Source organism: Streptomyces violaceus (genome assembly GCF_036014075.1).
Taxonomy (GTDB): domain Bacteria; phylum Actinomycetota; class Actinomycetes; order Streptomycetales; family Streptomycetaceae; genus Streptomyces; species Streptomyces violaceus.
The window spans coordinates 4,116,100-4,128,548 of the sequence record NZ_CP107911.1 but is presented as its reverse complement, the minus strand read 5'-3'; the positions used below and the strand labels follow the sequence as shown (position 1 = coordinate 4,128,548).

Annotated in this window: 13 protein-coding genes and 1 tRNA gene; 6 read left to right on the top strand and 8 right to left on the bottom strand. The window is 69.9% G+C overall.

The features are described from left to right. Positions 1-7 precede the first annotated feature (7 nt). The 4 genes from OG542_RS18480 to OG542_RS18465 all read right to left on the bottom strand — a co-directional run bounded on the left by OG542_RS18480 (position 8) and on the right by OG542_RS18465 (position 2,634). Entirely contained in the window at positions 8-319 is a 312-nt protein-coding gene (locus tag OG542_RS18480) for a hypothetical protein (RefSeq protein ID WP_328412237.1), read from the bottom strand. Positions 320-587: 268 nt separating this feature from the next. Next, a tRNA-Pro gene (locus OG542_RS18475) sits at positions 588-661 on the bottom strand. Between the two features lie 47 nt (positions 662-708). Continuing rightward, complete coding sequence (locus OG542_RS18470; RefSeq protein ID WP_328412235.1) at positions 709-1,479, bottom strand: Pr6Pr family membrane protein; 771 nt, start codon at positions 1,477-1,479, stop codon at positions 709-711. Positions 1,480-1,698: 219 nt separating this feature from the next. Continuing rightward, positions 1,699-2,634 (bottom strand): metallophosphoesterase, encoded by a 936-nt coding sequence (locus tag OG542_RS18465; RefSeq protein WP_328412233.1) that lies wholly within the window; start codon positions 2,632-2,634, stop codon positions 1,699-1,701. A 158-nt stretch (positions 2,635-2,792) separates the two neighbouring features. Here OG542_RS18465 and OG542_RS18460 point away from each other — a divergent pair, with 158 nt between their 5' ends. Continuing rightward, positions 2,793-3,257, top strand: coding sequence for a GatB/YqeY domain-containing protein (locus tag OG542_RS18460; protein WP_328412231.1), 465 nt, complete (start codon positions 2,793-2,795; stop codon positions 3,255-3,257). Between the two features lie 79 nt (positions 3,258-3,336). Here the strand turns inward: OG542_RS18460 and OG542_RS18455 are convergent, their stop codons facing one another. Then, positions 3,337-5,616 (bottom strand): transglycosylase domain-containing protein, encoded by a 2,280-nt coding sequence (locus tag OG542_RS18455; protein ID WP_328412229.1) that lies wholly within the window; start codon positions 5,614-5,616, stop codon positions 3,337-3,339. Between the two features lie 408 nt (positions 5,617-6,024). Between OG542_RS18455 and wblA the strand changes: the two genes are divergently transcribed. After that, a complete protein-coding gene (gene wblA, locus OG542_RS18450; RefSeq protein WP_184594573.1) occupies positions 6,025-6,363 on the top strand; it encodes a transcriptional regulator WblA in 339 nt (112 codons plus the stop codon). Between the two features lie 70 nt (positions 6,364-6,433). On the opposite strand, the gene OG542_RS18445 is transcribed toward wblA, so the two are convergent. Beyond that, a complete protein-coding gene (locus tag OG542_RS18445) occupies positions 6,434-7,906 on the bottom strand; it encodes an ArsA family ATPase (protein WP_328412226.1) in 1,473 nt (490 codons plus the stop codon). A gap of 90 nt (positions 7,907-7,996) precedes the next feature. Further along, positions 7,997-8,974, bottom strand: a complete 978-nt coding sequence (locus tag OG542_RS18440) for an ArsA family ATPase (RefSeq protein ID WP_311126958.1) — start codon at positions 8,972-8,974, stop codon at positions 7,997-7,999. Positions 8,975-9,081: 107 nt separating this feature from the next. Between OG542_RS18440 and OG542_RS18435 the strand changes: the two genes are divergently transcribed. The 4 genes from OG542_RS18435 (at position 9,082) to OG542_RS18420 (ending at position 11,508) form a co-directional block, all read left to right on the top strand. Beyond that, the gene (locus OG542_RS18435) at positions 9,082-9,240 is read left to right on the top strand and encodes a DUF4177 domain-containing protein (RefSeq protein WP_097218487.1); all 159 of its coding nucleotides are present in this window, start codon (positions 9,082-9,084) and stop codon (positions 9,238-9,240) included. Continuing rightward, positions 9,240-9,701, top strand: coding sequence for a RidA family protein (locus OG542_RS18430; RefSeq protein WP_184594579.1), 462 nt, complete (start codon positions 9,240-9,242; stop codon positions 9,699-9,701). The genes OG542_RS18435 and OG542_RS18430 overlap by 1 nt, the downstream gene beginning before the upstream one ends. A gap of 101 nt (positions 9,702-9,802) precedes the next feature. Next, positions 9,803-10,681, top strand: coding sequence for an NUDIX hydrolase (locus tag OG542_RS18425; protein ID WP_328412222.1), 879 nt, complete (start codon positions 9,803-9,805; stop codon positions 10,679-10,681). Then, the gene (locus OG542_RS18420; protein ID WP_328412220.1) at positions 10,678-11,508 is read left to right on the top strand and encodes an MBL fold metallo-hydrolase; all 831 of its coding nucleotides are present in this window, start codon (positions 10,678-10,680) and stop codon (positions 11,506-11,508) included. Before OG542_RS18425 ends, OG542_RS18420 begins: the two co-directional genes overlap by 4 nt. A 95-nt stretch (positions 11,509-11,603) precedes the next feature. On the opposite strand, the gene OG542_RS18415 is transcribed toward OG542_RS18420, so the two are convergent. Beyond that, on the bottom strand, positions 11,604-12,278 hold the full coding sequence (locus tag OG542_RS18415; RefSeq protein ID WP_184594584.1) for a Crp/Fnr family transcriptional regulator: 675 nt from the start codon (positions 12,276-12,278) through the stop codon (positions 11,604-11,606). Positions 12,279-12,449: the final 171 nt, after the last annotated feature.

Below are 12,449 nucleotides of genomic sequence, written 5' to 3'. Positions count from 1 at the left end.
GGGTCGCTCAGCCCTTCTTCGCGCGCGCCTGGGCCGCCAGCAGCACGTCGAGCAGGTCGAAGGCGTCGGAAACCTCGCCGATCAGCTTCGCCTCGGCCTCCCACTCCTCGTCCAGTCGCCTGGTGAGCTTGGCCAGTGTGGTCATGCCCTCCTCGATATCGCTCTTCGCGCCCAGGAGTGAGCCGAGAGCCCCCAGGGCCGACAGATCGGTCGAGGCGGATTGGAACTCCTGCAACGGCTTCGCCGTGTGGTTGCCCACCTTGCGGAGCCCCGATGCCGCCTTGTGCAGCGACGTGGCCTCTTTTTTCAGGTCCGACATGGTGTCCTGCCCCCGTACCTCAGACTGCGCACATGCCAACCCCGAAACCGTAGGTGGACCGGTTCTAGCGCAGGCAAGGCACGTTCCAATGGAAGGTAAAGAGCACCGCTCGAAGCGGCCTCGGAGGCTCTCGTGTCGTCTTCTGAAAGGGAGGCCAGGGGCGGCATCACGATGTCCGTACCGTCTGTGCGAGGCCAAAACTGGGTTGCTAAACAAATCAGGCCCGGTGCTGATCTCTCAGCACCGGGCCTGACCTGGTGTTTCACTGTCGGGGTGGCGGGATTTGAACCCACGGCCTCTTCGTCCCGAACGAAGCGCGCTGCCAAGCTGCGCTACACCCCGATGTCGCTGCTGTCGCGGCGACGACGTTTACTTTAGCCCACCGGTGGCTAGAGACGAAATCCGGTTTTCCAGGGGTGCCGGAGGGGGTTCGGGCGGGCGTGGTCGAGGGCCACGAGGAGGACCGCCAGGGCGTAGAAGGCGAGGCCGAGGAGGAGGGCGTTGCCGAGGACCTTCTTGTAACCGTCCAGGTCGACGTCCAAGAAGGGGTAGAGGTAGCGGCCGGACGAGCCCGGGAGGAGCAGTTCGCCTCGGAGGAGGGAGAAGGCCAGGTAGGCCAGGGGGTAGAGCAGCCAGGTGCTGGCCTGGCGCAGGTGCAGGCGGCCGGGGGGCGTGAGCAGGAGCCAGTCCAGTACGGCCAAGATCGGGGTCACCGTGTGGAGGGTGTAGTGGGTGAGGGCCTGCCAGCCCGCCGGGTGGGCCGCTTCGCCGGTGAGGGAGAAGGGGCTGGCCTCGTTCGCCAGGAGCAGGTGGTGCACGAGGGCCGCGATGACGACGTAGAGGGTCGTCGCGCCCAGCACGGCTCCTGGCAGGGGGCGTCCGGCCGTCCAGGCGCGGCGGGCCGAGAGGGCCATGACCAGCGCCAGCAGGATGTTGCTCTGGATCGCGAAGTACCCCAGAGCCCGGGACGGGTCGCCGAGGATCAGTTCGAGCGTCACGCCGACGGCCGCGGCGAAGGCGACCAGCAGGCGGAAGGCCGCGGCCGCGGGGCGGCGGACCGGGGTGACTACGGCCGTGGCCGGGACGGGGGAGGGCTTCAGCGCGGGCCTGCCCGGTATCGCGGGCAGGTCCGGGATGTCCCTGGGTATCGGGGCGGTCATGCCCCCACGCTGACAGAAGGGGACATAGGGGGCGATGCGGGCGGGGCTGTGTGGGTTAGCCGAGGGTTGGTTGCCCGTTACCCCGCCGGTCCGACCGCGAGCCCCCGCCGGTCCGACCGCGAGCCCCCGCCGGTCCGACCGCGAGCCCCCGCCGGTCCGACCGCGAGCCCCGGCCGGTCCGACCGCGAGCCCCGGCCGCCCTCCCGTTACTCCACCCCGTTACTGCTGCTGCTCCCGACCCACCAGTGTCAGCAGCGTCGCCTCCGGCGGGCACGCGAACCGCACCGGGGTGTAGCGGCTCGTACCGCAGCCCGCCGACACGTGCAGATACGACGTACGGTCCTCCACCGTGTGCGTCGACAGGCCCTTCACCCGGTCCGTGTCCAGGTCGCAGTTGGTGACCAGGGCGCCGTAGAAGGGGATGCACAGCTGGCCGCCGTGGGTGTGGCCGGCCAGGATCAGGGGGTAGGCGTCGGCCGTGAAGGCGTCCAGGGTGCGCAGGTAGGGAGCGTGGACGACACCCATCGAGAAGTCGGCGGACTCCGCCGGGCCGCCGGCCACCTGCTCGTAGCGGTCCCGCTTGATGTGCGGGTCGTCCAGGCCCGTCAGCTCCAGCGAGACGCCCTCGATCTTGAGCGTGCCGCGTGTGTTGGTCAGGTTGAGCCAGCCCGCCGCGTCGAAACCGTCCCGCAGGTTTTCCCACGGGTTGTGCACCACACCCACGGCCGGGGCGTTGCCGTTGAGGCCGTGGCGGCCCTGGGCCCTCTCCAGCAGGTAGCGGGCGGGGTTGCGCAGGGTGGGGCCGTAGTAGTCGTTGGAGCCGAAGACGTACGCGCCCGGGAACTCCATCAGAGGGCCGAGCGAGTCCAGGACCTCCGGGACGCCCTCCGGGTCGGAGAGGTTGTCGCCCGTGTTGATCACGAAGTCGGGGCGCAGGCCCGCCAGGGACCGCAGCCAGCGCTGCTTCTTGTGCTGGCCGCCGACCATGTGGATGTCGGAGACCTGGAGCACACGCAGAGGGCGCATTCCTGGGGGCAGGACCGGGACGGTGACCCGGCGGAGGCGGAAGGAGCGGGCTTCGAAGCCCGCGGCGTACAACAGACCGGCGGCACCAGCCGCCGCGATTCCCAGGGGGACTCCGTATCGCGCGCGCATACGGCCATCGTCTCAGACCCCGGACGTAGACCATGCCCGGGCGGTGGCCGAAATCCCCTGGCGGCACCGGCGCTTCAATCCGCCGCCCCGCCTTCGCCCTGCCACCGCCCCGCAAAACAGGGGGCGTCTTTCCTCCCGCACCTGCGACAATCAGCCCCATGACCACGCTCAAGTCGAAGCTGCAGGATGACCTCAACATTGCGATCAAGGAGCGCGACGAGCTCCGCTCCTCGACGCTCCGGCTGACGCTCGCCGCGATCACCAAGGAGGAGGTCGCGGGCAAGACGAAGCGCGAGCTCTCCGACGACGAGGTGCAGAAGGTGATCACCCGCGAGGCGAAGAAGCGTCGCGAGGCGGCCGAGGCCTTCGCCCAGGGCGGTCGTGCCGAGAGCGCCGAGCGGGAGAAGGCGGAGGGTGAGGTGCTCGCCGCCTACCTGCCCAAGCAGCTGTCCGACGACGAGCTGAACACGATCGTCACGCAGGCCGTCGAGGAGGCCAAGGCCGCCGGTGCCGAGGGGCCCCGGGCCATGGGTGCCGTCATGAAGATCGTGAACCCGAAGGTGGCCGGGCAGGCCGAGGGCGGCCGCGTCGCCGCCGCGGTGAAGAAGCTGCTGGCCGGCTGACCGGCTCACCTCACAGGGGTGGCCCCCCACGTCCCGTCCAGGACGTAGGGGGCCACCCCTGTTCGCTCATACCGTCGGCTCAGCCGAACCGCCCGCCGTTGCCGTTGCCGCCCCCGTTGTCCTGGCCCCGGAAGAAGCCCTCGGGGAGGGAGAACGAAGGTGTCGGGAAGGGCTCGCCGCCCCCGCCGCCGTTGTTGTTGCCGCCGACCAGACCGCCGATGAAGCCGCCGTTGTCCTCGTCGCGGTCGTCGTCGTCGCGGTTCCCGTCGCCGCGGCCCTTGTCGCGGCCGTCGGGGATGTGGATGTCGTTGAACTGCTCGACGGGCTTGCCCTCCAGCGCGCCGGACATCATGTCCCGCCAGATCGGACCGGGCACCTCACCGCCGAAGACCTTGCCGTACGACCGGCCACCGATGGTGATGCCGGACATCTTCCGCTTGTGCGCGGGGTCGCCGACCCACACCGCGCCGGCCATGTTCGGCGTGTAGCCCACGAACCAGGCCGCGTAGCGCTCGTCCGTCGTACCGGTCTTGCCCGCGCTGGGACGGCTGCCGAGGCCGGCCTTCGAACCCGTACCGTCCTCGACGACGCCCTTCAGCAGCGCGTTGATCGTGTCGGCGGTCTTCTCCGACATCGCACGCGAGCAGGTCGACTTCGGGACCTGAAGCGACTTGGTCTTGTCACCGACCCGCTGGCCGACCGACTCGATGGCGATCGGCGTGCAGTACATGCCGCGCGACGCGAAGGTCGCGTACCCGTTCGCCATGGTCAGCGGGGACACCTCCTGGGTGCCCAGGGCGATGGACGGCACCTGCGGCATCTTGTCGCCGTCGGCCCGCTCGACGCCCATCTTCTTCGCCATCGTCGTCACCGGGCAGATGCCGATGTCGCTGATCATCTGGACGTAGTAGGTGTTGACCGACTTGGCGGTCGCTTCCTTCATGTCGTACGGGCCGACCTCGGAGCTGTTCTCGTTCTCGAGCTTGGCGGGGTTGCCCCGGTCGTTCATCCACCTCTTGTCGCCGCAGGCCGAGACAGGACTCGGGTACGCCATCTGGTACGGCGAGGAGTACACCTTGTTCGCCGGCATGCCGTCCTCGAGGGCCGCCGCCGCCACGATCGGCTTGAACGTCGAACCGGGCTGGTAGCCCATGCCGCCGCCCATCGACCCGTCGACGGAGAGGTTGATCTGCGTCTCGTTCTTGCCGAAGCCGTACGGACGCGACTGGCCCATGGCGAGGATCTTGCCGGTGCCGGGCTGGACGATGCTGGCGGCGGTGGCCACCTCGTCGCTCTTGTAGACGTGGTCCTTGATGGACCGCTGTGCCGAGTCCTGGGCCGCCGCGTCCATGGTGGTGCGGATGGTGAGGCCGCCCTGGTTCCAGACCTTCGCCCTGGCCTCCTTGGTCTTGCCGAAGACCTTGTCGTTCAGGAAGACCTCGCGCACGTAGTCACAGAAGAAGCCCGCGCCCTTGACCGCCGTGATGCAGCCGTTCCTGGGCTTGCTGACCTTGAGGCCGAGCGGTGCCTTCATCGCGTCGGCGGCCTGCGCCCGGGAGATGTCGCCGACGGTGGCCATGCGCTGGAGCACGATGTTGCGGCGCTTGGTGGCCTCCGCCTCGTCGTTGACCGGGTCGTACCGGCTGGGCGACTGGACGATGCCGGCGAGGAGGGCCGACTCCTGGATGTTGAGGTCCTTGGCGGACTTGGAGAAGTAGCGCTGGGCCGCGGCCTCGACGCCGTAGGCCTGCTGGCCGAAGAAGGTGATGTTCAGGTAGTTCTCGAGGATCTTCTTCTTCCCCAGCTCCTCCTCGACCTGGATCGCGTACTTGAGCTCGCGGATCTTGCGGCCGATGGTCTGCTGGGTGGCCTGCGCGACCTTCGTCGGGTCGTCGCCCGCCTCCTCGACGAAGACGTTCTTCACGTACTGCTGCGTCAGGGTCGAGGCGCCCTGGGAGACCTCACCGCTGCGCGCGTTCTTGTTGAGAGCGCGCAGGACGCCCTTCAGGTCGACCGCGCCGTGCTGGTAGAAGCGCGAGTCCTCGATCGCGACGATCGCCTTCTGCATGTACGGCGAGACGTCCCTGAGCCCGACCACCGTGCGGTCGCGCGAGTAGACCGTGGCGATCTGGCCGCCGTCGGCGTCGAGGATCGTGGTGCGCTGACTCAGCGGCGGCGTCTTCATGTTGGCGGGGAGCTCGTCGAAGCTCTCGACCGAGCCCTTCGCCGCGAGCCCCAGCGCACCCACCGCGGGCAGCGCGATACCGGCCAGCACGGCTCCCGCAAGGACACTGACACCGAGGAACTTGGCGGCCTGCTGCGCAGGAGACAGACCACCGCCCGAGCTCTTCTTTGGCATGAGGGCAGCCTACGTTCTCATTCGCCGGACAGGCGTATAGGCCTTGGCCTAAGCTGCTCTCAACTGTCACAGCAGTGAGGTCACGTATCAATACGTCCGGCGACCCCGAATCGTTCCGGGTGTTCCCCAACTTTTTTGGTGGGGTCGTGTCCGAATCCGCCTTGTGTGTCATAGGGCGTCCGTTGTGACGCAGCTGAACTGTCCTGGTTTGCCGGGAAAGTTATGTATGTCGCCAGCTCACTCCCCCGGGTGATCTGCCGCTTACCCATAGTCCGTTCGGGCCATTCAAGATTGGGCCCGACGGGGGTGTTGCGCTGTGCCCACCTTCCGTAACGTCCTCAACTGGCGGCGGTGAATATGCCGCTGCCGCCGTGGGGGAGCCTCGATTCGGGAGAGGACGGCGCCGGTATGGGCTGGGTAGTCGACTGGAGTGCGCAGGCGGCCTGCCGCACTACCGATCCGGATGAACTGTTCGTTCAAGGAGCAGCGCAGAACAGGGCCAAGGCGGTGTGCACCGGATGTCCGGTGCGTACGGAGTGCCTGGCCGACGCGCTCGACAATCGCGTCGAGTTCGGCGTGTGGGGAGGCATGACGGAGCGGGAGCGCCGCGCACTGCTGCGCAGGCGGCCCACGGTGACGTCCTGGCGCCGGCTGCTGGAGACGGCGCGCAGCGAGTACGAGCGCGGCACGGGTGTCGTGTCCCTCGACGACGACGAGATCTACGAGAACTACGCCGCGGTGAGCTGAGGAGTTCCCACCGGGGACTCTACGGGGGCTCCTCGGCACTGATGTCCCGGTCGGGGGCCCGTACGGGCCCTCAGGCATCACGGCCGGGCGACTCCGGCTCCGCCGCGTCGGGAAGCTCGCGCTCGTTCGCCGCGAGCCGGTCGCCGATGTCGCGCAGTCCCGCGAGGTCGTGCACATCGCCGGGCAGCGCGGCCACTTCCGTCACGGCCACCTCGGGGTGGAGCGCGGTGAAGCGGTCACGCGTGCGCTGCTCACGAGAGAGCAGCTGCATGCGCTCGGCGTGCAGCCTCAGCAGGCCTGCCGTGAGCTGGTCGACGGACCGCTCGGTGTCTTCGGCGTTCTCGGTGTCTTCGGCGTTCTCGGCGTCTGCTGCGTCCTCGGTGGGGGAGCCACCCTCGGGAGCCGATGTCGATGCCGTGGCTGAGGTCTGAGCTTGGGTCTGATCTGAGGTCTGATCTGAGGTCTGAGCTGGGGTTTCGGACGTGGGCGAGGCTGAACTGTCGTATGCGTCGGGGGAGTTACGAAGTCCAGCTTTCCCGCCCTCCTGATCCACAATGCGGGGCTCTTCAAGATTTTCCGCGGCGGCGAGTGCCCGCTCGGCCGACAGCCGGTCGGCCCCGCTGCCGTGGACCCGGTTGAGCACCAGCCCGGCGAGCGGCATGTCCTCCGCGGCCAGGCGCTCCACGAAGTACGCGGCCTCGCGCAGCGCGTCCCGCTCCGGGGCCGCGACCACGAGGAACGCCGTCCCTGGCGCCTGGAGCAGCTTGTACGTCGCGTCCGCTCGCGTGCGGAAGCCTCCGAACGTCGTGTCCATCGCGGACACGAACGTCTGGACGTCCTTGAGGAGCTGTCCGCCGAGCAGCTTGCCGAGGGTGCCGGTCATCATCGACATCCCGACGTTCAGGAACTTCATCCCGGCGCGCCCGCCCAGTTTCGCCGGCGCCGTCAGCAGCCGGATCAGCCGCCCGTCCAGGAACGATCCGAGCCGCTTGGGCGCGTCCAGGAAGTCCAGCGCCGAGCGCGACGGCGGAGTGTCGACGATGATCAGGTCCCACTCGTCCCTGGCCCGCAGCTGCCCGAGCTTCTCCATCGCCATGTACTCCTGCGTGCCCGCGAAGCCCGCAGAAAGCGACTGGTAGAAGGGGTTGCCCAGGATCGCGGCCGCCCGCTCGGCGTCCGCGTGCACCTCGACGATCTCGTCGAAGGTGCGCTTCATGTCGAGCATCATCGCGTGCAGCTCGCCGCCCGCCGTGTCGTCGATGCCCTTGACCCGGCGCGGGGTGTTGTCGAGGGAGTCGATGCCCATGGACTGGGCGAGCCGGCGGGCCGGGTCGATGGTGAGGACGACCACCTTGCGGCCCCGCTCGGCCGCGCGCAGGCCCAGGGCCGCCGCGGTCGTGGTCTTGCCGACCCCGCCCGAGCCGCAGCACACCACGATCCGGGTCTTCGGATCCGCCAGCAGCGGATCGACGTCGAGCAGGCGAGCGGGGGACATGCGGGGGCGGGCCGGGTCGTGTGTGTGGGCCGGGTCCGGACGACTCATGACATCCCCTGCTTCCGACTCATGACCAGTTTCATGACGCCTTGCTCCACGACGGCCTTCATGAACGTGCCCCGTCCGTGGCGGCACCGCTCATGACACGCCCTGCTCGCGCAGCTCGCGGGCCAGCGCGTACAGCCCGGCCAGGTCCATGCCCTCGGCGAACAGCGGCAGTTCGTGCAGCGGCAGGCCCAGCTCGGCGAGCACCGCACGCTGCTCGTGCTCCAGCGCGTACCGCTCGGCGTACTCATCGGCCTGCGTGAGCAGCGGGTCCACCAGCCGCTCGGCGCGCCCGCCGCGCCGTGCCCCGCCGAGCCCGGCGGACGACAGTGACCGCGCAACCGTGGAACGCGTGGCCGTCCGGACGAGTTCCAGATCGGTCTCGTCCAACACCTCCGGCCGCACCATGTTCACGATGATCCGCCCGATCGGCAGCCGCGCCGACCGCAGCTCGGCGATGCCGTCCACGGTCTCCTGGACGGGCATCTCCTCCAGCAGCGTCACCAGGTGCACGGCCGTCTCCGGCGACTTCAGCACCCGCATCACGGCCTGTGCCTGATTGTGTATCGGGCCGATCTTGGCGAGGCCGGCCACCTCGTCGTTGACGTTGAGGAAGCGCGTGATGCGCCCGGTGGGAGGCGCGTCCATGACGACGTAGTCGTAGGTGAACCGCCCGCTGCGCTCCTTGCGCCGCACCGCCTCGCACGCCTTGCCGGTGAGGAGGACGTCCCTCAGTCCCGGCGCGATGGTGGTGGCGAAGTCGATCGCGCCGAGCTTCTTCAGGGCCCGTCCTGCGCTGCCCAGCTTGTAGAACATCTGGAGGTAGTCCAGAAGGGCCAGTTCGGGGTCGATGGCCAGCGCGTACACCTCCCCGCCCCCGGGAGCGACGGCGATCTTCCGCTCCTCATAAGGCAGCGCTTCCGTTTCGAAGAGCTGCGCGATTCCCTGGCGGCCTTCGACCTCGACGAGAAGCGTCCGCTTCCCCTCCGTGGCCAAGGCCAGCGCTAGGGCCGCGGCCACCGTGGTCTTGCCGGTACCGCCCTTGCCGCTGACGACCTGGAGCCTGCTCACGTATTCGAGCCTAACCAGTCCGCGCCCGGGCTACTCCGGAGGCTGTGGACAACCGGCGCCGTGGTCGGCCGCGTGACCCCTGTCCGACAGGGACTAGAGTCGGCCGCATGACCAAGTGGGAATACTCAACCGTGCCGCTGCTCGTCCACGCCACGAAGCAGATTCTGGACACCTGGGGCGAGGACGGCTGGGAGCTCGTCCAGGTCGTGCCCGGGCCGAACAACCCCGAGCAGCTCGTGGCCTACCTGAAGCGGGAGAAGCAGTAATGGGTGCCGTCGAGGCGAAGCTGGCCGAGCTCGGTCTGACCCTGCCCGACGTCGTCCCGCCGCTGGCCGCGTACCAGCCGGCCGTGCAGAGCGGCCCGTACGTCTACACCGCCGGGCAGCTCCCGATGGTGGACGGCAAGCTTCCGGTCACCGGCAAGGTCGGCGCGGAGGTCACCCCGGAGGAGGCCAAGGAGCTGGCGCGTACGTGTGCGCTGAACGCCCTGGCCGCCGTCAAGTCCGTCGCCGGTGACCTGGACCGCATCGCGCGCGTGGTGAAGGTCGTCGGTTTCGTGGCCTCGGCCTCGGACTTCACGGGCCAGCCCGCCGTGCTGAACGGCGCGAGCGAGCTGCTCGGCGCGGTCCTCGGCGACAAGGGCGTGCACGCGCGCAGCGCGGTGGGCGTGGCGGTGCTGCCGCTGGACGCCCCGGTGGAGGTCGAGATCCAGGTGGAGCTCGCGTAATCCAGGTGGAGTCCATGTAGTGCCTCTTCCGCGGGCCCGGCCGCGGCACGGGCCCCGAGGGCCACTCGAACATCAGCCCGTCACGGGATAGCCTCGCGACCATGGCGAACGGTCAGTGGTACCCACCGGAATGGCCTGACCGTATCCGCGCACTCGCGGACGGGACGCTCACGCCGGTCACCCCGAAGCGCGCGGCCACCGTCATGCTCCTGAAGGACACCGGCACCGGCACCGGTCCCGCTGTCCACATGCTGCGCAGACGCGCCTCCATGGCCTTCGCCGGGGGCGCGTACGCGTATCCGGGCGGCGGCGTCGACCCCCGGGACGACGACCACCAGGTCCGCTGGGCGGGCCCCACGCGCGCGTGGTGGGCGGACCGGCTCGGCGTCGACGAGACGGCGGCCCAGGCGATCGTCTGCGCGGCCGTGCGGGAGACGTACGAGGAGGCGGGCGTCCTGCTCGCCGGACCGGCGCCCGACTCGGTCGTCGGCGACACCACCGGGGCCGACTGGGAGGCGGACCGTGCCGCCCTGGTGGCCCGGGACCTCTCCTTCGCGGAGTTCCTGGACCGCCGCGGCCTGGTCCTGCGCTCCGATCTGCTCGGCGCCTGGACCCGCTGGATCACCCCGGAGTTCGAGGCCCGCCGCTACGACACCTGGTTCTTCGTGGCCGCCCTTCCCGAGGGGCAGCGCACCCGCGACGTCTCCACCGAGGCGGACCGCACGGTGTGGATCGCCCCGGGCGAGGCGGCGGCCGGCTACGACAAGGGCGAGCTGCTGATGATGCCGCCGACCATCGCGACCCTGCGCCAGCTGACGCCGTACGACACGGCCGCCCGGGCGCTCGCGGACGCCCCGGGGCGTGACCTCACGCCCGTGCTGGCCACCGCCCGCCTCGTGGACGGCGAGATCGTGCTGTCCTGGCCGGGCCACGACGAGTTCACCAAGCACATCCCGACCACCGGTGGAGCCACCGCATGACGGACGCAGCAGCCCTTCCCGGCCAGCCTCGGGGCGGTGTCCTCACGGGCCCCGCCACCGCGCGGGCCGTCAACGTCCTGGCCCCCAACCCGTCGGCGATGACCCTGGACGGCACGAACACCTGGATCCTCTCCGAGCCCGGCTCGGACCTGGCCGTGGTGGTCGACCCGGGCCCGCTCGACGACGGACACCTGCGTCATGTCGTCGCCACGGCCGAGCAGGCCGGCAAGCGCGTCGCCCTGACGCTGCTGACCCACGGCCACCCCGACCACGCCGAGGGCGCCGGGCGGTTCGCCGAACTGACCGGCACGCGCGTGCGTGCGCTCGACGCGGCCCTCCGGCTGGGTGACGAGGGGCTGGCCGCCGGAGACGTGATCACCGTCGGCGGCCTCGAACTGAAGGTCGTACCGACCCCCGGCCACACCGCCGACTCCCTCTCCTTCCACCTCCCGGCGGATCGGGCCGTCCTGACCGGCGACACGGTCCTCGGCCGCGGTACGACGGTCGTGGCCCACCCCGACGGCCGCCTCGGCGACTACCTGGACTCCCTGCGGCGCCTCAGGTCCCTCGCGGTCGACGACGGCGTCCACACGGTGCTGCCGGGCCACGGACCGGTCCTGGAGGACGCCCAGGGCGTCGTCGAGTACTACCTCGCCCACCGGGCCACCCGCCTCGCGCAGGTGGAAACGGCCGTCGAGGACGGCTACCGCACCCCGGCCGAGGTCGTCGCCCACGTCTACGCGGACGTGGACCGCACCCTGTGGCCGGCGGCGGAACTGTCGGTGCGGGCGCAGTTGGACTACCTGGAGGAGCACGGGCTCATCTGACCGTGCCCGTGGAGGACCGACGTGGCCGTGTACGACGTCGGGCCCCGTCTCGCAGGAGACAGGGCCCGATGACGTACGGCACGCGCGTGTGCGCGTCAGCGCGAGCGCTTGGCGAGGCGTTCCACGTCCAGCAGGATCACCGCGCGGGCCTCCAGGCGGAGCCAGCCGCGCTGGGCGAAGTCCGCCAGCGCCTTGTTGACCGTCTCGCGGGACGCGCCGACCAGCTGGGCCAGCTCCTCCTGCGTGAGGTCGTGGACGACGTGGATGCCCTCCTCGGACTGCACGCCGAACCGGCGGGACAGGTCCAGCAGGGCGCGGGCGACCCGGCCCGGGACGTCCGAGAAGACGAGGTCGGACATCGCGTCGTTGGTCTTGCGCAGCCGGCGGGCGACAGCGCGCAGAAGCGCCGTGGCCACCTCGGGGCGGGCGTTCAGCCAGGGCTGGAGATCGCCGTGGCCGAGACCGAGCAGCTTGACCTCGGTCAGTGCGGAGGCCGTCGCGGTACGCGGGCCCGGGTCGAAGAGCGACAGCTCGCCGATGAGCTCGCCGGGGCCGACCACGGCCAGCATGTTCTCGCGGCCGTCCGGGGACGTGCGGTGGAGCTTGACCTTGCCTTCCGTGACCACGTACAGGCGGTCGCCGGGGTCCCCCTCGTGGAACAGTGAGTCGCCGCGCGCGAGGGTCACCTCACTCATGGAGGCGCGGAGCTCCGTGGCCTGCTCGTCATCGAGCGCCGCGAAGAGCGGGTTGCGCCGCAGAACGTCGTCCACGAGTTCTCTCCTTGTCGACCTGCTCAGGGGACCTGGATCCCCCTTGTATCAAGGCACCGTGGTGCCCATTTTGCCGGACGGTCCAAACAGTGTGATCTGTCACAAGGATGCAGCACAGGTGTCCCGGGGTACGCGGCAGGGGTCCAATTGGACGCCGATCTTCAGGGCCCG

Excerpts from the sequence above, each read along its gene's own strand:
- OG542_RS18480 (WP_328412237.1), bottom strand. The coding sequence starts at position 319 with ATGTCGGACCTGAAAAAAGAGGCCACGTCGCTGCACAAGGCGGCATCG.
- OG542_RS18470 (WP_328412235.1), bottom strand. The coding sequence starts at position 1,479 with ATGACCGCCCCGATACCCAGGGACATCCCGGACCTGCCCGCGATACCG.
- OG542_RS18465 (WP_328412233.1), bottom strand. The coding sequence starts at position 2,634 with ATGCGCGCGCGATACGGAGTCCCCCTGGGAATCGCGGCGGCTGGTGCC.
- OG542_RS18460 (WP_328412231.1), top strand. The coding sequence starts at position 2,793 with ATGACCACGCTCAAGTCGAAGCTGCAGGATGACCTCAACATTGCGATC.
- OG542_RS18455 (WP_328412229.1), bottom strand. The coding sequence starts at position 5,616 with ATGCCAAAGAAGAGCTCGGGCGGTGGTCTGTCTCCTGCGCAGCAGGCC.
- wblA (WP_184594573.1), top strand. The coding sequence starts at position 6,025 with ATGGGCTGGGTAGTCGACTGGAGTGCGCAGGCGGCCTGCCGCACTACC.
- OG542_RS18445 (WP_328412226.1), bottom strand. The coding sequence starts at position 7,906 with ATGAGTCGTCCGGACCCGGCCCACACACACGACCCGGCCCGCCCCCGC.
- OG542_RS18435 (WP_097218487.1), top strand. The coding sequence starts at position 9,082 with ATGACCAAGTGGGAATACTCAACCGTGCCGCTGCTCGTCCACGCCACG.
- OG542_RS18430 (WP_184594579.1), top strand. The coding sequence starts at position 9,240 with ATGGGTGCCGTCGAGGCGAAGCTGGCCGAGCTCGGTCTGACCCTGCCC.
- OG542_RS18425 (WP_328412222.1), top strand. The coding sequence starts at position 9,803 with ATGGCGAACGGTCAGTGGTACCCACCGGAATGGCCTGACCGTATCCGC.
- OG542_RS18420 (WP_328412220.1), top strand. The coding sequence starts at position 10,678 with ATGACGGACGCAGCAGCCCTTCCCGGCCAGCCTCGGGGCGGTGTCCTC.